12 protein-coding genes are annotated in these 19,089 nt (G+C 42.7%); 11 read left to right on the top strand and 1 reads right to left on the bottom strand.

The window, feature by feature from the left end; genetic code table 11:
* The first annotated feature begins 117 nt into the window (after positions 1–117).
* The 5 genes from ACJYYY_RS06480 (at position 118) to ACJYYY_RS06460 (ending at position 6,156) form a co-directional block, all read left to right on the top strand.
* A complete protein-coding gene (locus ACJYYY_RS06480; protein WP_035313770.1) occupies positions 118–1,875 on the top strand; it encodes an ABC transporter ATP-binding protein in 1,758 nt (585 codons plus the stop codon).
* The gene (locus ACJYYY_RS06475) at positions 1,868–3,661 is read left to right on the top strand and encodes an ABC transporter ATP-binding protein (protein WP_408868732.1); all 1,794 of its coding nucleotides are present in this window, start codon (positions 1,868–1,870) and stop codon (positions 3,659–3,661) included. Before ACJYYY_RS06480 ends, ACJYYY_RS06475 begins: the two co-directional genes overlap by 8 nt.
* A gap of 456 nt (positions 3,662–4,117) precedes the next feature.
* The gene (locus ACJYYY_RS06470) at positions 4,118–4,597 is read left to right on the top strand and encodes a CcdC family protein (RefSeq protein ID WP_408868731.1); all 480 of its coding nucleotides are present in this window, start codon (positions 4,118–4,120) and stop codon (positions 4,595–4,597) included.
* A gap of 152 nt (positions 4,598–4,749) precedes the next feature.
* The gene (locus ACJYYY_RS06465) at positions 4,750–5,316 is read left to right on the top strand and encodes a LemA family protein (RefSeq protein WP_035313769.1); all 567 of its coding nucleotides are present in this window, start codon (positions 4,750–4,752) and stop codon (positions 5,314–5,316) included.
* Between the two features lie 27 nt (positions 5,317–5,343).
* On the top strand, positions 5,344–6,156 hold the full coding sequence (locus ACJYYY_RS06460; protein WP_156921134.1) for a YgcG family protein: 813 nt from the start codon (positions 5,344–5,346) through the stop codon (positions 6,154–6,156).
* A 232-nt stretch (positions 6,157–6,388) separates the two neighbouring features.
* Here the strand turns inward: ACJYYY_RS06460 and ACJYYY_RS06455 are convergent, their stop codons facing one another.
* On the bottom strand, positions 6,389–6,991 hold the full coding sequence (locus tag ACJYYY_RS06455; RefSeq protein WP_035313768.1) for a 1-acyl-sn-glycerol-3-phosphate acyltransferase: 603 nt from the start codon (positions 6,989–6,991) through the stop codon (positions 6,389–6,391).
* 268 nt (positions 6,992–7,259) lie between these two features.
* Between ACJYYY_RS06455 and ACJYYY_RS06450 the strand changes: the two genes are divergently transcribed.
* The 6 genes from ACJYYY_RS06450 to acnA all read left to right on the top strand — a co-directional run bounded on the left by ACJYYY_RS06450 (position 7,260) and on the right by acnA (position 18,871).
* A complete protein-coding gene (locus ACJYYY_RS06450; protein ID WP_035313767.1) occupies positions 7,260–8,426 on the top strand; it encodes an exonuclease SbcCD subunit D in 1,167 nt (388 codons plus the stop codon).
* Complete coding sequence (locus ACJYYY_RS06445) at positions 8,413–11,505, top strand: AAA family ATPase (RefSeq protein WP_035313765.1); 3,093 nt, start codon at positions 8,413–8,415, stop codon at positions 11,503–11,505. The genes ACJYYY_RS06450 and ACJYYY_RS06445 overlap by 14 nt, the downstream gene beginning before the upstream one ends.
* A 99-nt stretch (positions 11,506–11,604) precedes the next feature.
* Positions 11,605–12,225: a GNAT family N-acetyltransferase gene (locus ACJYYY_RS06440; RefSeq protein WP_084038517.1), complete on the top strand. Its 621-nt coding sequence runs from the start codon at positions 11,605–11,607 to the stop codon at positions 12,223–12,225.
* A complete protein-coding gene (locus ACJYYY_RS06435) occupies positions 12,226–15,351 on the top strand; it encodes a DEAD/DEAH box helicase (RefSeq protein WP_035313761.1) in 3,126 nt (1,041 codons plus the stop codon).
* Positions 15,352–15,366: 15 nt separating this feature from the next.
* Positions 15,367–15,945 (top strand): lytic transglycosylase domain-containing protein, encoded by a 579-nt coding sequence (locus tag ACJYYY_RS06430; RefSeq protein ID WP_035313760.1) that lies wholly within the window; start codon positions 15,367–15,369, stop codon positions 15,943–15,945.
* 229 nt (positions 15,946–16,174) lie between these two features.
* Positions 16,175–18,871 (top strand): aconitate hydratase AcnA, encoded by a 2,697-nt coding sequence (gene acnA / locus ACJYYY_RS06425; protein ID WP_408868730.1) that lies wholly within the window; start codon positions 16,175–16,177, stop codon positions 18,869–18,871.
* Positions 18,872–19,089 lie beyond the last annotated feature (218 nt).

Genomic DNA, 19,089 nt, shown 5'->3' with positions numbered 1-19,089 from the left:
ACGTTGTGCTTGACCGTCTTTCGTTCTTTTTAGTATGATGATTGAATGGATAAGCCTTGTCTGAACCTAATTTATCTAAGAGAGAACGATCATAATAGAAAAACTTGAGGTGACTGAATGAAAATATTTAAAGATTTATGGTGGTTTTTCAAACAAGAAAAACGTGCCTATTTGATTGGGATTATAGCGCTCGTTACAGTTTCTGTATTAGCGTTAATACCCGCCCGCTTAATCGGTTTAACCGTTGATGCGATTGCAAGTCAAACGTTGAGCGCTACTCGTTTGGGTGTAATTGTGGCGATTTTAATAGGGGCGGCAGTTTTAATGTACGGCCTTCGTTACGTGTGGCGCACTCATATTTTTGGGTCATCCTTACGGCTCGAACGACAATTACGCAACCGTCTGTTTAAACATTTAACGAATATGTCGGGTGATTTTTTCCAAAAACATCGGACCGGTGACTTGATGGCTCATGCAACCAACGACTTGAAAAGCATTCAACAAGTAGCTGGCGTAGGTATTTTAACCTTAGCCGACTCCGTCCTCACGGGTGGAATGGTGATTGTCACGATGGCGACGCTTATCAACTGGAAATTAACAGTGATTGCCTTATTACCGATGCCATTAATTGCTTTATCATCACAGTTTTTAGGCAAACGGCTTCACATTAGTTTTCGCAATGCCCAAAGTGCTTTTTCGCAAATGAATGACTACGCTCAAGAAACAATTGGCGGCACAAAGGTCACTAAAACATTTGGCCAAGAAGCGGCTGAAACCACTCACTTTGAACGTCAAATTGATGATGTCCGTCACAAAAATGTCGTCGTGGCTCGCCTTGACTCTGCGTTTGATCCGGCGATTAACATTATCGTCGCCATGAGTTATGTACTCACCTTAATTGGCGGTGCTTATTTAATCCGTCAAGCTGAAATGACGGTCGGAGACCTCGTATCCTTTATTACTTATTTAGGCATGCTCGTTTGGCCAATGTTAGCCTTTGGTTTTTTATACAACATTTTGGAACGTGGCTCGGCGTCGTACGATCGCGTCGCAGAATTAATGGCGAACGAACCGGCTGTTAGCGATCGCGCAAACGCGAGTGCAACAACACCTGTAGGTGATATTAACATGGCGCTCACAGAAGTGCGTTATGCGGATGAAAAAATTGCCCTCCATCACATTGACGTGCAGCTTGGTGCGGGAGAAACACTCGGAATTGTTGGGCGTACGGGTGCCGGTAAAACGACCCTCGTTCAACTATTACTTCGTCAGGTCGATGATTACAATGGCTCGATTACGATTGGTGGTCGAGACATTAAGGACTACACACTGGCAGCCTTGCGTCAGTCAATCGGTTACGTGCCGCAAGATCAGTTTTTATTCTCAGCGACAATCCGTGAAAACATTCGTTTTGGTCGTCCTGAAGCGACACAAGCTGAGGTTGAAGCGGTGACTCGTTTAACGGCAATTCATGACGATATTTTAGCCTTTAGTGAGGGCTATGATACATTAGTTGGGGAACGGGGCGTATCCTTATCTGGTGGTCAAAAACAACGAATCGCCATTGCACGTGCCTTGCTAATGAACCCGCAACTGCTTATCTTAGATGATGCCTTATCAGCGGTTGATGCAAAGACAGAAGAAGCGATTGTTTCTGCTTTGCGTGACACACGCGCGGATAAAACAACGATTATTTGTGCCCACCGCTTGAGTTCAGTACAACATAGTGAACAGGTGATTGTACTGGAGGAAGGGACCATCATTGAGAAGGGCAACCATGCGCACTTAATGGCGGAAAAAGGCTGGTATGCGAGCATCTTTGAACAACAACAACTGAGCGCAACGAGCGAAAGTGAGGTGGAGGCGCGTGTCTAAAAATGAACCGCTTGAAAAATTAACCGGTAAACAACAAGTGCAAACGTTAAAACGTTTGTTAAGTTATGCTGGCCCTTATAAAAAAAGCTTAGCACTGACCTTAATCTTGACACTCATCGTCACCATAGGTAACTTAACAACGCCGTTGCTCATCAAATACATTCTCGATCACTTTATTCAGGTGAAGAGCACGGATACAGCGGCCTTTACATTATGGACGAGTCTTACGTTTGCAACCTTCGTAGTGACTTCACTCATTTGGTACGTCGAACAGCTCCGTTTCCAACAAACGGCCTTTACAATTGTCAAAGACCTTCGATTGGCTTTATTTACCGACCTGCAACGTAAAGGCATGCGTTTTTACGATAAGGTGCCGTCAGGTAGCATCGTGTCGCGTCTAACAAATGATACTGAAGCGATTACTGACATGTTTGTCTCTGTTTTATCAACAGCGGTATCAGCTGTCTTTACGCTGATTGGTATTTATATTACGATGTTTTTCTTAAATGTGAAACTGGCTTTAATTTGTTTAGTATTGTTGCCAATCTCAATTTGGATTATATATCTTTATCAACGTTACAGTACGGCATTTTACCAACAAGCACGTGAGAAATTAAGTGAGATGAATGCGAAATTGGCGGAATCAATTTCGGGGATGCCGATTATTCAACAATTCAGTCAGGAGAAACGCCTGCAAGACGAGTTCTCCGAAACGAATGAAGCGTATTTTACCGCAAGCTTTCGTAATACGAAATTAAATGGTCTATTACTGGGACCAGCGATTCAGTTGTTATCAGGTATCGGGATTGCGATTGTGTTATTTTACTTCGGTTGGGCTTCGCTTTCAACAAGTATAACGGTTGGTCTCGTGTTCGTGTTCATCAACTACATTCAACAACTGTTCAATCCCATCCAACAAATTATGGAACGGTTGGCATTTTTCCAACAAGCAGTTGTAGCGGCATCTCGTATTTTTAAAATGATGGATGATACGGAGTACGTGCCAGCCCAAGTGGAGACAGCTACGCAACAAATCAAGGCTGGTCAAGTCGAATTCAAGAACGTCTCGTTCTCATATGATGGGCAACAAGACGTTCTATCCAATATTTCGTTCATTGCTCGACCGGGTGAAACGGTCGCTCTAGTTGGCCATACCGGTAGTGGAAAGAGTTCAATTATCAACTTGATGATGCGTTTTTACGAATTTGAACGCGGGGATATTTTAATCGATGGTGAATCGATTAAAACGTATGCCACTGCTGAATTACGTGCCAAAATGGGCTTAGTGCTACAAGATTCCTTTTTGTACTACGGCACAATTGCCGATAATATTCGCTTGAAGAATGAGGCGATTACGGATGCGCAAATTCGAGCGGCGGCAGAGTTTGTTCAGGCAGATCGTTTTATTGAAACCTTTGCCAATGGTTATGATCACCGGGTGGTAGAACGCGGCGCTGCCTTTTCTCAAGGGCAAAAACAACTGCTATCGTTTGCGCGGACAATCGTCACCAATCCGAAAATATTGGTGCTCGATGAAGCAACCGCCAGTATTGATACCGAAACAGAACAGCTCATTCAAGAAGGGTTAGTGCGGATTCGACAAGGGCGCACGACCTTAGCGATTGCGCATCGTCTATCGACTATTCGTGATGCTGAACAAATTCTTGTGCTCGATCATGGTCAAATTGTCGAACGTGGCACACATGACGAATTGATTGCACAACGTGGCATTTATTTCAGCATGTATGAACTGCAAAGTAAAGGCGAAGCAATCACAGACAGATAAAGCCCACTTTAATTCAGGTACGAACAAAGCCGGTTTGTATTACTTTCGCTTTAATATGACACATTCACTCTTTTGGGAGAATGTGTTTCAGATTGTAGACAAAGTCGAATTAAACTGGTTTTACTTTGGACGTTAGTTCAAGTGACTTTGGCTGCAAGATGACATGACTGAAAAGAAACGTTGTTATATCCTCTCGTTTAATCTGCTAACTTCTATGATATTTCATGGAAAAGTAGTGACGGGAAATAGTCGCTATTCTTTTCCATTCCAATATCTTCAAAGTGTTCTAGTAGGCACGACGAGCGAGCAAGTCGTAACGACCTAGAACAGCGTTTATCTTCAGTCTGTGACACATTCACTCTTTTGGGTGAATGTGTTTTTTGGTTACTTTTGACGGATATATAGAAAAAGCATATAATAACGGGTGGAATGTAATGAAAGGGAGGAAGGAATACGATGTCTTTTTGGGGCTCAGCAATTATTACCTTATTATTTGGTCTGTTTGTGATTGTAATTCGGATGAAATCATCGAAACAACCAGCGACATTTAAAAAAATCTGGATACCGCCATTGGGAATGTTGAGCGGCGGGCTAATGTTTGTGTTTCCCATCTTTCGAGTAAGTCAAACGAACATCATCGAAGCGGTTGGCCTCGGTCTCGTTTTTTCAATCGTGTTAATTTGGACAACAAAGTACGACATCCGTGGCGAAGATATCTACATTGTGCGGACAAAATCGTTTCCGTTTATTTTGATGGGACTGCTCATTATCCGTCTGATTATAAAGTATTACTTGAGTGATACAATCGCCTTCGGAGAGTTGGCGGGGATGTTTTGGATTCTAGGTGTATCGATGATTTGGCCGTGGCGTTTTGCGATGCATTTTCAATTGAAGGCAAAGCTAAAACAACAAACAAAAGTGAAAACAATACGATAAAGAAACGCTTACGACTTTGTCGGCAACCTCAGAGGTGTCAATTGCTGTCGCCTCTTTTTATTTTTCAATCAGAAAACGGTGCCATTACTATTGCTTCATCATATTTTAGGGTATAATAAAGTGAACTAAAAAAATGAAAAGAGGTATGTCTGATGAAAAACTGGATGAAACCTGTCATTGTTATTGTTGTTATTTTAGCAATCATTGCGATTCCGATTGTAACTACATATAATGGCTTAGTGACAGCTCAAAATGATGCTGAAGAACAATTCGCTAATGTTGATTCAAAATTGCAACGTCGTTATGATTTAATTCCCAACTTAGTTAATAGTGTCAAAGGTAGTATGAAACAAGAAAAAGAAGTATTTGGCGCGATTGCGGATGCCCGTACACAATATGGTTCAGCGAAAACGACAAATGAAAAAGTTGAAGCGAGTAATGAAATGGATTCCGCGTTATCACGTTTATTAGTTATTACCGAAAATTATCCCGAGCTTAAATCAAATGAAAATGTGACGAAATTAATGGATGAATTAGCAGGAACAGAAAACCGTATTTCAGTTGAACGTGACCGTTACAATAAAGTCGTCAAAACATACAATGCTAAAACACGAAAATTCCCAGCAACAATTGTCGCGAGTATGTTTGGTTTTGAAAAACTAGCATTTTTTGAAGCAACTGCTGGAGCAGATAAAGCCCCAACGGTTGACCTTGACTAATTGCTGCAAGAAAGAGGTGAAGTGGTGATGAGTCGATTGAGCAAAACACTCGTCTTCTTGATCGCATCAGCCATTTGTTTTTTGCCAAGTATTAGTTGGGCTGCTACGTATCCATCGGCGACAACTGCTTTTTACGTTAACGATGGTGCTCAATTGTTAGGTGACACAACCGCAAAATACATTATCGATGTCAACAAACATTATGAAACTACGACACAAAAACCACAAATTGTCGTAGCGACTGTTAAAAACCTTGACGGGGATGACGTCGATGATTATGCAGTTAAGTTATTTGAAAAATGGCAGATTGGCCAAAAAAAAGAAGATAACGGTGTGTTGATTTTATTTTCAAAAGAAGATCGCAAAATTCGCATTGAAGTTGGTTATGGGCTTGAAGGCGCCTTACCCGACGCAACAACGGGTGCGATTCTAGACAATAGTATCGATGATTTACAAAACGATAAGTTTGAGGTCGCATTAAAACAAATCTTTACAGAGGTCGCTCTCAAGGTTAATCAAGAATATGAATTTGATGACGACACGATTTTTGCGGGCTATACTGTCGAATCAACCATGGCCGATGACGACACTGGTGGCGGTGGTTTTATCATCTTTATTATTATCGTCATCCTCTTTATCATCCTCTTTAGTGGGAAAGGTGGCAAGGGAGGCAAAGGCGGTGGTAGTGGGAACGGTTTGGCAACCGTCCTCTGGCTTTTATCTCAATTCGGAGGCGGCGGACGAGGTGGTGGCTCCGGCGGCGGTTATGGCGGCGGATCAGGTGGTAGCTTCGGTGGCGGCGGTTCTAGTGGTGGTGGCGGTAGTAGTCGAAGCTTTTAACGCAAGCGCCCTATTGTACCACTAAAAAGAAGCTAGGCCTCAGCCACTCTCAAAAGAGAGAAACAGCTAATGCTCAATCGATACCATTCGATGAGGCGTTAGCTGTTTTTTTGCAGTGGATGTTATAGCAGCTAAAGTTGAAACAATAATCGTTTTTAGCTTCCTTATTTTGACAGCAAAAAACCGTCCATAAAACGGTTAGTTTTAGGACGGCTTAGCGATAATGTTTGGTTTACTTGCTTTTTGTTGCTTCAAGCTCGCTCCGCAACTCATCGAAGGCAGCAATAAGGACGGCTGATTTTTGTTCGAGCGCTTCTTTCGATTTGGCATCTGCCATCGAAATCGGTTCACCGTAACGAATCGTTACTTGTTTTCGTTGAAATAACTCTTTTAAGTTTTGTGGTCCGTCATAATAAGCTGGTACAATCGGTACTTTTGCCATTTTAGCGATGGTTACGGCACCACGTTTCAATTGGTTATGCGTATTTTTGCGAGTGCCAGAAGGAAAAATGCCAAGGACATTACCATCCTTTAAAAGCTTAACGGGCACTTTTAAAGCACTTGGTCCAGGATTGGTGCGGTTAACTGGAAACGCATTTAAGCCTCGCAACACCTTACCAAATAATTTGTTTTTGAATAATTCTTCCTTCGCCATAAAGTGAATTTGAATCGGTTTAATGGTGACGCCCAAGTATAAAATTTCTAACCACGAGGTATGGGGCGAAACAAGCACAAAAGGTGCAGGGATAACTTTAGCTCGATTTTGGATGTTAATCCGTCCGTTGGCTAAAAATAGAATTCCTGCAATTAATGATCGTGCAAACTTATAAAACATAGGTGGACACTCCTGTCGATTTCATTCTCAACACTTAGTGATACTAAATGTATGGATTACTTTCTAATTATAGAGGGTTCTTGTCAATTTTAAAAGGGGGTAGACAAACGTTTTGTTAAATTAAATGAAGTGAACATTAATTTTATTATGTAAACTAGATTGAGAACACGTTTAAAAGTGGCCGTATCGGGAAAGAAAGCTACGGCAGTTTTCGTTTTTAGTGTATAATTAGACTATTAAAGTGATTTTATGAGAGGGCGTTGCACAGATGAAGATTATCCATACAGCCGATTGGCATTTAGGGAAAATAGTTGCGGGTCAATCAATGACAGCTGACCAAGCGTTTCAGCTTAAGCAGCTCATTGCCCTCATTGAGACTGAGCAGGCTGACGCCTTAATTATTGCCGGTGATTTATACGATCGTGCGATTCCACCGCTCGATGCGGTTGAACTATTAAATGACACATTGGCCACGATTAACTTGACCTTGAAAATTCCCGTTTTAGCGATTAGTGGTAATCATGATAGCAGTGACCGATTACATTTTGGGAGCAACTGGTATCAAGCCAATGGTTTTTATTTGACGACCCAACTTGAACAGATTTTCACACCCATTACACTTGGTAATACGCAATTTTGGCTCATTCCGTTCTTTGAGAACCTTGCGGCTGCCGCATATTTTGAGGATGCCACCATTCGTACCCAAGAAGCAGCGATGCAACGCATTATTGCAAAAATAAAACCACTCCAAGATGCAACTAAATATCAGGTAGCGATTGCACATTTATTTGTTACGGGTGGTGAACCAAGTGAATCAGAACGTCCACTGGCAATGGGTGGCGTTGATGCAGTCAGTACGAAAGTATTCGATAGCTTTGATTACACCGCCTTAGGTCATCTTCATCGCCCACATGCCTTAGGCAAGTTGGTTGACGGACCGCTTGCGAAGGGAACGGTGAGTTATGCTGGGTCTTTATTAAAGTATTCGTTTTCAGAAGTGGCGGATAAAAAAAGTGTCCGTGTCTTACATATTCCAGAAGCAGGACCGATTACGACGACTGAGGTGATGCTGCAGCCACTGCGCGACATGCGCTTAATTAAGGGGAATATGACCGAGTTACTCGAACAATCATCCACATTCGCACCGTTGGATGATTACCTCCAAATAACGTTGACTGATACGGGGGATGTGTATGAACCGATGCGTCGACTAAAAGAAGTTTATCCGCGTCTATTGCATCTCGAACGTCCAGCACAAACGGCAATCTACCAACAAGGTCAACAGTTTAAAGACTTAAAACAGGCCGATACGTTAACGTTATTCAGCCAATTTTTTGAAAGTGTTGAACAGCAGCCAATCGCAGCGTCACAACAAACCGTTATCAGCGAGATTATTCGCGCTATTCGTCAGGAGGATCAGCATGAAACCGATTGAGTTAACGATTGAAGCCTTTGGTCCGTATGCAACAAAACAAGTGATTGATTTTACTGAGTTGGCTTCGGAGCATATCTTTTTAATTACTGGTAAAACAGGTGCCGGGAAATCAACCTTGTTCGATGCGATGAGTTTTGCCCTGTTTGGCGAAGCAAATGGGGAAATGCGTGACGCCCAATCGTTACGCTCTGACTATGCCGACGCAGACACACCAACCGAGGTTAGTCTCACATTTGATATCAATCAAACCCGTTACCAAATTACCCGTCGACCACAACAGTACCTCAACAAAAAACGTGGCACTGGCCAACGTCTCATCAGTGGTGAAGCAGCTCTTTATCGCCTTGATAATGAAACACCAACGCTGTTAGGGGCGAATATTCGTGAAGTCCAAGAGCAAATGCAAACCATCATTCCGTTAAGCGTGACACAATTCCGCCAAATCATGATGATACCGCAGAATGAGTTCCGTGAATTACTGGTGAGCAACAGTAAGGATAAGGAAGAAATTTTACAAAAACTGGCGGATACATCGTTTTATAAGTTAATTCAAGATCAACTTTATGAACGTCAGCGTCAAGCAGAAGAAACGGTTACGCTCATCGAGCAACAGTTACAAGGATTGCGTGAGGAATATTATAAATTACCACAGGCCGACACTGAAAAACAACAACATCTCGCTATCTGTGATCATGTTGAACAGTTGCATACAGCAACTACGATTGAACGCGACCGTTTAACCGCGGCAAAAGCAAACTGTGATCAACGTTATACGGAGGCCCAAAAAGCGAAGGCGGTCGCTGAAACTTTACTGCGTCAATGGCAACAACTTGCAAGCGTAAAAACGGAGCAAGACGCGTTAGCACTGCGGGCCGATGAAATGGCGCAGCTTGAGCAACAAGTTGAACGCGCTCTGGCAGCACGACCAATCATGACATGGATTGAAGAAAGTATTACAGCCGTGCAACTGGCGCAGCAAAAAACAGCTGAATTAGCAACAGCTCAAGCAGATCTGGTTGAGTTGTCAACGAAGATGACTGCAATAACCACTCAAGTACATCAACTTGAGCAACAACGACCACAAATAACAGAACTGGCAAATAAAACTGAGCAGTTGAAGCAACATTTACCAGCGTGGCAGCAATTGTTTAGCTTACAGCAGCAGATGAACGCGACCGTTCAAGCACAAGAACAGCATCAGGTCATTTTTAACCGTCAAACAGAACGCCTAGCTACCGATGCAGCCTTGCTCGCCACGGCGAAAAGTCAGTTTGAAGCGGCTCAAGTTAGTGATAATCAGCGCTTTCGTATTGAACAACGTGTAACGGACGCGCAACGGTGGTTGAAAAACTATGCCAAGAGCGAAGCGCTCATTGATGAAATGACACGGACTGAAGAGGCGATAGCCTACTTAGAACAGCAACTGATTGAGGCACAAACCACGCAAAAACGCTGGGACGAAGAACGGGCAGCCGTGATTTCGACTGAGAAACAACAGCTGTTACAGCAGTTAGCGTCGCAACTAGCAGCGGGTCAAGCTTGTCCTGTGTGTGGTTCGCTCGAACATCCTCAACCGGCTAATGAAGATGAACCATTAAACGTCGCTGAAACATTAGCTGATTTAGATAAATTAATCGCTGGCATCCTCGCACAAATTGCTGAAACCAAGGTGCAAATTACAACAAATAAATATAAAAATGCGCAAGCGAAAGAACGCTTAGGTGAACTTTATTTGGAGTTAAATATCGATGACAGCACGATTATAGCGCAAAAAGAGCAACAAGAAGCCAACTTAATGGCAGCTCAAGCAGAGCTGCAAACATTTACTGTGACAGAAACGCTCAATGAAGCCGAAGCCAAATACACGCGTTTACAGGAAAATTTCAAACGTCAAGATGAGGCACACCGGGCATTAGAAGTGACGATGGCAGCCAATGTCGCGCGGATAACAGCAATCGCGAATGACCGTCAGCGACTTGAACAAACCACGCCACCGTTGCCGGCAGATATTGAAGCAGTGCAGACAGATGTGACAGATAGCACTCAAAAAGTGGCTGCGTTTATTGCTCAAGAAAAAGACTATCTTAAGCAACAACAAGCGGCGCTTATTCGACAAACCGCATTAATTACTCAAGAAGCCGCCGCCAAAACTGCTGTTGAAACCGAACAACAACGGGTGTCACATTTACATCAGCTGATTAACACGAAAATTGCCGAAGCGCAATTTGCGGATGAAGCGGCTGTTTTGCAAGCGGTGCTGCCAGCCACAGAGCTCGAACAATGCCAAACGACTAGCAATACTTATCGACTACAGCAGCAACAGCTTGAACATCAACGGCAAACACTCGCACAGTTATTAGAAGGTCATTCTATTCCTGATATTGCCGAACACGAAGCGGCTGTGGCAGCGTTAGAAGAAGAACGTCAGCAGCTCGCACAACAGTTGGCTCACCTTCAACAACTATATGCAAATGAGGAACAACTGTTAAATAATTATCAAACGAGACGAGCGGCGATAGAACGAGCTGAAGCGGTCTTCAATGAAATTAGTTATTTGGCAAACGTAGCCCGTGGTAAAAACGGTTCGAAATTAACGTTTGAGCGTTATGTCTTGACGTCATTCTTGGATTTGATTCTAGAATACGCCAATCCACGTTTGCGGACGATGACTGATGGACGCTATCAACTGCAGCGTCAAAGTGGACTGGCAAAAGGCAACGCCCAAAGTGGCTTAGAACTATTTGTTATCGATGCGTATACGTCTAAAACGCGTCATGTTAAAACGTTGTCTGGGGGAGAAAGTTTTAAAGCCTCGTTGGCACTGGCACTAGCATTAGCCGACTGTATCCAAGAGTTGAGTGGTGGCCTTTCACTAGAAACGATTTTTATCGATGAAGGCTTTGGGACACTTGATCCCGATTCACTCGAACAAGCGATTGACATGTTGCTCGATACACAAGCAAACGGTCGTTTAGTAGGAATAATTTCACATGTACCAGAACTGAAATCACGCATAAATAGCAAATTGGTCATAAATCAGACAGCAAATGGCTCAACAACGCATTTTAGTTTCAATTAAAGGTTGTTTTGTGCTATTCTGTAGAGAGATAGTTCTCTACTAGCAAGTTAAACAGATAGATTGAACTAAACGACGGTTATCTCGTCTAGCAAATAGACGATGACGGATGATCAGCTTGTTATGAAAGGATTTTGCCTTATGATAAGACCTGCTAAACGAACAGATGCAAAGCAACTGGCACCGCTACTTTCAATTATTTTACGTGATATAGAATTGCCTGTGTTTGCTCAATTTAATGATGAAGCTTTAAATAATAAGTTGATTCCGATTATAGAAGGAACTGAATCACGCTATAGTTATACAAATTTTCATGTGTATGAACGCGAGGAGGAAATTCTCGGTTTCTTATGTGGATACAGCGGTGGGGCCTTAGCTCAACTCGATGCTCATTTCAAACCGTTTCTCGCATCATTTAATCTAAGTGAGACGCAACGGCTGTTTGAGGACGTTGAAACCGTTGCAGGTGAATGGTACATCGACTCACTTGTAACTGCACCTACTGCCCGTGGTTTAGGCATTGGGACACAGTTGCTCAGCTATGCCAATGTCGCTGCTAAAGCAGCTGGAGAAACACAGGTAGCCTTAAACTGTGATCAACAAAATCCACAAGCCCGTGCGCTATACGAACGCTTAGGCTTTAAAACAAAAGGCACATTAATGATTGGCGATCATACGTACAATCGCATGTTTCGACTATTACCTTTAAGGGATGATAAATAAATGCTATCAATAACTCATTTACGTCAAGATAAAGAGCATAATATGATAATGGCAACGGTTAAAGATACCCGGGTGAGCTACATCGTCTCGGCTTTTCACTTAGATGAGAAAGATCCGACCTATCGATGTGAATGTCATCAATACGAATCAAATCCAAAAGAAGGTTGTGTTCATATCAACACAGTGATTGATGAACTTGTCCAACAAAAAGTGATCAAACCGCGACCGAAAAATACAACGATATCTTTAATTAACGATTTCGCAGCTGATTTAGCAGAAGATACGTACAGTTATGACTTTGAAAAAGCAGAACGAATTCCGTATGAATTAACATACATGCTAATGCCTTTATTCGTCTCAGAAGCCGATCGTAAAATGGCGATCTCGCTGCAAATAGGTAAGGTTGGTCAAACACATTATGTGATTAAGGACATTCGTGCCTTCTTAAAATCATGGGAGAATGATACGTATTACATTGTCAATCCCCGTTTGACGGTTGATTTTAAAGATATAGCGCTCTCAAAAGCCCATTTGAAAATCTTAGCGGATTTAAGTGAATTGGCACGTGTTGCGCGTATTTATGATACAAACGATTGGTCACGTACATACGCTGAAGAAAAACAACTGACGTTAACAAGTGAGATGATCATCCGTGTATTACGACAAATGCCAATGCAGTTAGCGACATTTACATACCAAGATGTCAGTTATCCCATCCAAGGGTTTTATGATAATCGGAAGGTTCCCATTCATTTAACACATCAGTTTAATGACGACGGCGTTGCCTTCGATTTTCAAGAGTTTGAACAAGCACTTGTGTTCGAACAAGAACAACTGCTCTTTTTTGATGGCTCTTTTTATCATTTTTCCGAACATACGATCAAGCCGTTTATTTTAATCAAAAAATGGCTCAAAAAGACCGAGCAAACAATTCACACTGTCTTGAAAGAAGATTATTCCAATTTCTTCTCGTATATTTTAACGAGTCTTGAAAAAATAACTGACATTCAATTGCCTGAATTCAATGAAATGAAGGTTGTTCATTATCCGATTCATACCGTTATTCGGATTACGGCGAACGAAAAGGAACATGCCCTGCAGGTGACACATTATTACAATGATTTTGGCTATGATCCGTTCTTTGATAAATGGACGCCCGCACTTAGTGGCGATGCGCTCTTTATTAGAGACACGTATGCCGAACATGCTGTAATGCGCATTTTAGAGCAGGCGCCGTTGCATGTTAAAAAGAACACCGTGTTAGTGAGTACGAAAGCGAATGAGCGCTATGTCTTTTATAAATACATTGTTCCTTTGCTACGAGAGCAAGCAGAAGTCATTATGGATGAGTCCCTTGAAAATATTATTACCGAAATGCCAGTTGAAACCTACTTCAATGAAGATGCACAAGACGGTTATGTCAACTTTTCAGTCCAGTTTAAGGATTACGAAGGTGAACATTCTAAATCATTGATTGAACATATTCTCGAAGGTAATTTAGTGTACGAAGATGAAGCGGGTCGTTTGATTTCGCTTGAGTCAGAAGATGCACTTGCACTCCATGAATTGTTACGAAAAATGCGGATTAAGCCGGCCGATTGGCAAAAAGATCAGTTGCGTCTGTCAATCTATCGGGCGTTGCCGTTAATGCAAAACCGCGAAACACAAATGCATATTACGGATCAGCTCCATGATTTAATGGTACTGATGCAATCAGGGAACTGGGAGCTAGAACAAGTGAGTCCCCAATTGACTGGCGGCACACTCCAACCACATCAGGTTGAAGGTTACAGCTGGTTAACATTACTAAGCCAATATGGCCTAAATGGTATTTTAGCTGATGAAATGGGGCTTGGTAAGACCATTCAAACGATTGCTTATATTTGTCGCTTAATCGATAAATACGAGACGTTAGAACCAACCTTAATCGTTTGTCCATCCTCAGTTGTCTACAACTGGAAAAACGAGTGGTTGAAGTTTGCACCGGGGATTCAAGCAGAAATAATTGATGGTAATAAGGTGAAACGGCAAGATGCCATTGCAGGCATGAAACAAAATCAAATATACATTACGAGCTACGCGATGTTGCGCGAAGATTTAACTGATTATCGTCAACATACATTAGGCTGTTTTGTGCTCGATGAAGCGCAGTCGCTTAAAAATTCACGTTCGCTCATTTCACAAGCGGCGAAGCACGTCAATGCCTTGCACAAGGTGGCCTTGAGTGGAACACCGATTGAAAACCGCATCGATGATTTATGGGCACTGTTCCAAATCATTTTACCGGGTTACCTTCCGCTATTAACACAGTTTAAAAAACTGCCACCGGCTGAGGTGAAGAAACTAACCGAACCGTTTATCCTACGACGCTTAAAGGATGATATTTTATCCGATTTGCCGAGTCTCAATGAAAAAAATGTGATGATTGATCTCAATGACGAACAAAAGAAAATCTACATGCAGGTTATTAATAGCCTCCGTGTATCACTCGAAGAAGACAATAGTGAGCCGCAACAACGGATGCAAATACTAGCAGCCCTCACACGTTTACGTCAGATTTGTGATGATCCCCGCTTAATCTTAGAAGATTATAACGGTGGCTCAGCGAAGTTAGGTGAATTGCTTCGCCTGGTGATTGAAACAACATCAGCCAACAAGCAGATGTTAATCTTCTCACAGTTTGCCTCAATGTTGCCGTTAATCGGGCTAGAACTCGATAAGCTAGGTATCCCGTTCTTCTTACTCGATGGTAAAACTAATGCCTCAAAACGGATGGAAATGGCAACCGCGTTTAACAACAATGAACGCGCCGTCTTTTTAATCTCCCTTAAAGCAGGAGGAACAGGCTTAAACTTAACCGGTGCTTCACGGGTCGTGCTATATGACCTGTGGTGGAACCCGGCAGTTGAACAACAAGCCGCTGCGCGAGCGCATCGAATTGGTCAAACGAAGGATGTCGATGTTGTACGGATTATATCGGAAGGAACAATCGAAGAGAATATTCGTGAGTTGCAACAATCCAAACTCTCACTCGTTGATCAAATTCTGCCTTCAAATGAACAAAAGGCGAGCATTAATATTAATGAATTAAAACAATTATTATTTAACACGGATAAATTATCATAAGAGAGGTTGAAGCGAATGAAACTGTTAAAAACAGCTGGACGCGCTTTTGATTTTCTCTTACTCGCAACTGTTTTTCTAGCGTTACTTTTTGGGAACGTTTGGCAATCACAAGCAATGAAAATTAAAGGGCATATTCCTGCGAAATATGTGTCTACTTATCAAGCAGCCGGACAGGCTTACGATGTCGATTGGTATTTATTGGCCGCGATTCATCGTGTTGAAACGAACTTCTCTCAATCAAAATCAATGGTATCCAATGCAGGCGCGTTAGGACCAATGCAATTTTTACCGTTAACCTGGGTCGGATGGAATTACCCAGGTAAAAATGATGACGTCACCGCCGCTGATTTAGTCAATCTCGATGTGATTGCCAAGTACGGTGGTTATGGAATTGACGGTGATAAGGATGGAAAAGCTGATCCGATGAACCTTAGTGATGCGGTTTTTAGCACAGCCAATTACCTCGATAAAACGAAGGCAAGCGTCGACCGCAAACATCTCAAAAAGGCGATTTTCGATTATAACCATTCTGATATTTATGTGACCGATATTTTATATTATTATGACCTGTATAAAAAATTGGCACAAAACTAAACAGCACAGACGTTTAACAGTACTAGTTAAACATCGGTGCTGTTTTTCTAATGTATAGAGATAAGTAAAACTTATCTCTATTTTAAAATACAATCTAATTTACTTATGTTAGAAAGAAGGCTATAGTAAGGAGTAGATAAGCGTCAGTAACACAACGGGCGCATTTATTCTGAACAGAATTTTCTTATTATTCTGACAGAAAATAAAGCGGTGAAAATGGGGGTATTCGATGTTAAACAATGAGCAATTTGTAGCAAAAACAATGGTCGATGGGGAAGAATACACATATTTTGATATTGCGGCTTATTGCGAGGCGCAGCTGCGCGATGTTACCACATTGCCATACAGCATTCGTGTGTTACTCGAATCGGTGTTACGACAACACGATGGCTTAATCATTACGGAAGAACATGTACAAACATTAGCGCAGTGGCAACCGACCGACCAATCCGGCGAAGTGCCGTTTAAACCAGCTCGGGTTATTTTACAAGATTTCACCGGTGTACCTGCGGTGGTTGATTTAGCAGCAATGCGCGATGCCCTCAAACAACTGGGGGGGAATCCTGAAGCAATTAACCCTGAAGTGCCAGTTGATTTAGTGATTGACCATTCGGTTCAGGTTGATACGTACGGGACGCATGAAGCGTTGCAACGGAATATGGTGATGGAGTTTAAACGCAACCAAGAACGCTATGAGTTTTTAAAATGGGCCCAGAATGCCTTTGATAATTATCAAGCAGTGCCACCAGCAACGGGTATTGTACATCAAGTTAACTTAGAATTTCTAGCGCGGGTGGTGTTTGAACAGACGACTGAACAAGGCACGGTCTTGTATCCAGATACACTCGTCGGCACCGATTCGCATACGACGATGGTTAATGCCTTAGGTGTACTGGGGTGGGGTGTTGGCGGAATTGAAGCAGAAGCAGGGATGCTCGGTCAACCGTCGTACTTCCCTGTGCCCGAAGTTGTCGGCGTCACTTTATTAAACGCATTGCCAGCCGGTGCGACCGCAACTGACTTAGCCTTAAAAGTGACACAAGTGCTACGTCAACATGGTGTTGTCGGTAAGTTTGTTGAGTTTACCGGGGCAGGATTAGCAAGCTTAACCTTGTCTGATCGAGCAACGATTGCCAACATGGCACCTGAATACGGAGCAACCTGTGGCTTTTTCCCAGTCGATGCCGAATCATTAGCTTATTTAGCCCTAACAGGACGAAAGCAAGCTAAAATAAACGTGATTGAACGCTATTTAAAAGACAATCATCTGTTCCATGATACAACAGAAACAATTGCTTACAGTTCGAGTGTGACGATTGATTTGGCAGAAATCATGCCGAACTTAGCGGGACCAAAGCGTCCGCAAGACTTAATACCCTTGACAGAGATGAAAACGGCGTTTGAAACCGCTTTGCAAGCACCGGTCGGAAATCAAGGTTTCGGTTTAAGCGCAGCCGAGACGCAAAAGACAGCGCAGATTACGTTTGATGATGGTGAAACGTTAGCGATGCCGACAGGCGCTGTGGCGATTGCTGCCATTACCTCTTGTACGAACACGTCAAATCCGTATGTGTTATTATGCGCAGGTTTGATTGCGAAACGTGCCGTTGAACTTGGCTTGAAAGTGCCACGCTACGTTAAAACCTCGTTAGCGCCGGGATCAAAAGTAGTGACGGCTTATTTAGATGATGCGGGCTTAACGCCTTATATGGATCAACTCGGTTTCAACCTCGTTGGTTATGGCTGTACGACCTGTATTGGGAACTCCGGTCCGTTATTGCCTGAAATCGAAGCGGCCATTCAACGCGAAGACTTACTCGTATCGTCGGTCTTAAGTGGTAACCGTAACTTTGAAGGTCGGATTCACCCGTTAACGAAGGCGAACTACTTGGCTTCACCACCGCTCGTGGTGGCCTATGCTTTAGCGGGAACGACTGCCTTTGACTTTGAAACGGAAGCGCTCGGAACAGATCAAAGCGGCACTTCAATATACTTGCGTGACCTCTGGCCGGATAAAGCAGCGGTTGAGGCATTAGTGAAAACCGTTGTAACACCAGAAATATTCAGCAAACAATACGCACAAGTGTTTAATGACAATGAGGTGTGGAACGCAATTGAAACAACTGATGAGGCTGCCTATAACTGGGATGAAACATCAACTTATATTGCAAATCCGCCATTCTTTGATGCGTTGCAAATGGCAATTGAACCAATACAACCGATTAGCGGTGGACGTGTATTAGCTTACTTTGGCGATTCAGTGACAACCGACCATATTTCACCAGCTGGTGCCATCGGAAAAGATACACCGGCAGGCCTTTATTTAAGAGCGCATGACGTACCAATTCGTTCGTTTAACTCGTATGGCTCACGACGTGGTCACCACGAGGTGATGATGCGTGGTACCTTTGCTAATATTCGGATTCGCAACAAGGTTGCACCGGGCACAGAAGGTGGCTATACTACCTATTGGCCAACAGCTGAGGTCTCATCAATTTATGATGCTGCAATGCGTTATAAAGAGACACAAACACCATTGGTTGTACTTGCGGGTAAAGATTATGGAATGGGGTCGAGCCGTGACTGGGCAGCGAAAGGGCCGAAATTACTCGGTGTTAAAGCCGTAATTGCTGAAAGCTATGAACGAATTCATCGTTCTAACCTTGTGTTAATGGGTATTTTACCGTTGCAATTTATTGATGGACAATCAGCAGCGTCGCTCGGATTAAACGGCGACGAAGTGTTTGATATTGCGATTGATGATACAGCAGGTGTTCGTGAAATGGTCGAAGTAACGGCTACGCAAGGGGAGAAAATCCTGAAATTTCAAGCCATTGTAAGATTTGATAGTTTAATCGACGTAATCTATTATCGTAACGGGGGTATTTTACCGCTGATTTTACGCCAGAAAGCCGTGCAGAAATAGGGCAGTTGTATTCGTCATAAGATTTGTGCAACAGAGCCCTTGTGAAAGTAAAGACCCTTTTTTTCTAAAAAGGCTGTTAGAAAGCCTTGCAATCATAAAACAGACATGCTATAATTACTAATGTTGTTAAAATCACATATAAATTGATATGCAGGGTGGTACCAAAGGAAATGGTTCCCGGTATAGTTGATGTTTATAGAGGGCGATTTTTTCGCAAA

It is taken from the genome of Brochothrix campestris (assembly GCF_046058945.1).
Taxonomy (GTDB): Bacteria; Bacillota; Bacilli; order Lactobacillales; family Listeriaceae; genus Brochothrix; species Brochothrix campestris.
The sequence above is the reverse complement of the archived record's forward strand: the minus strand, read 5'-3'. Positions and strand labels throughout refer to the sequence as shown.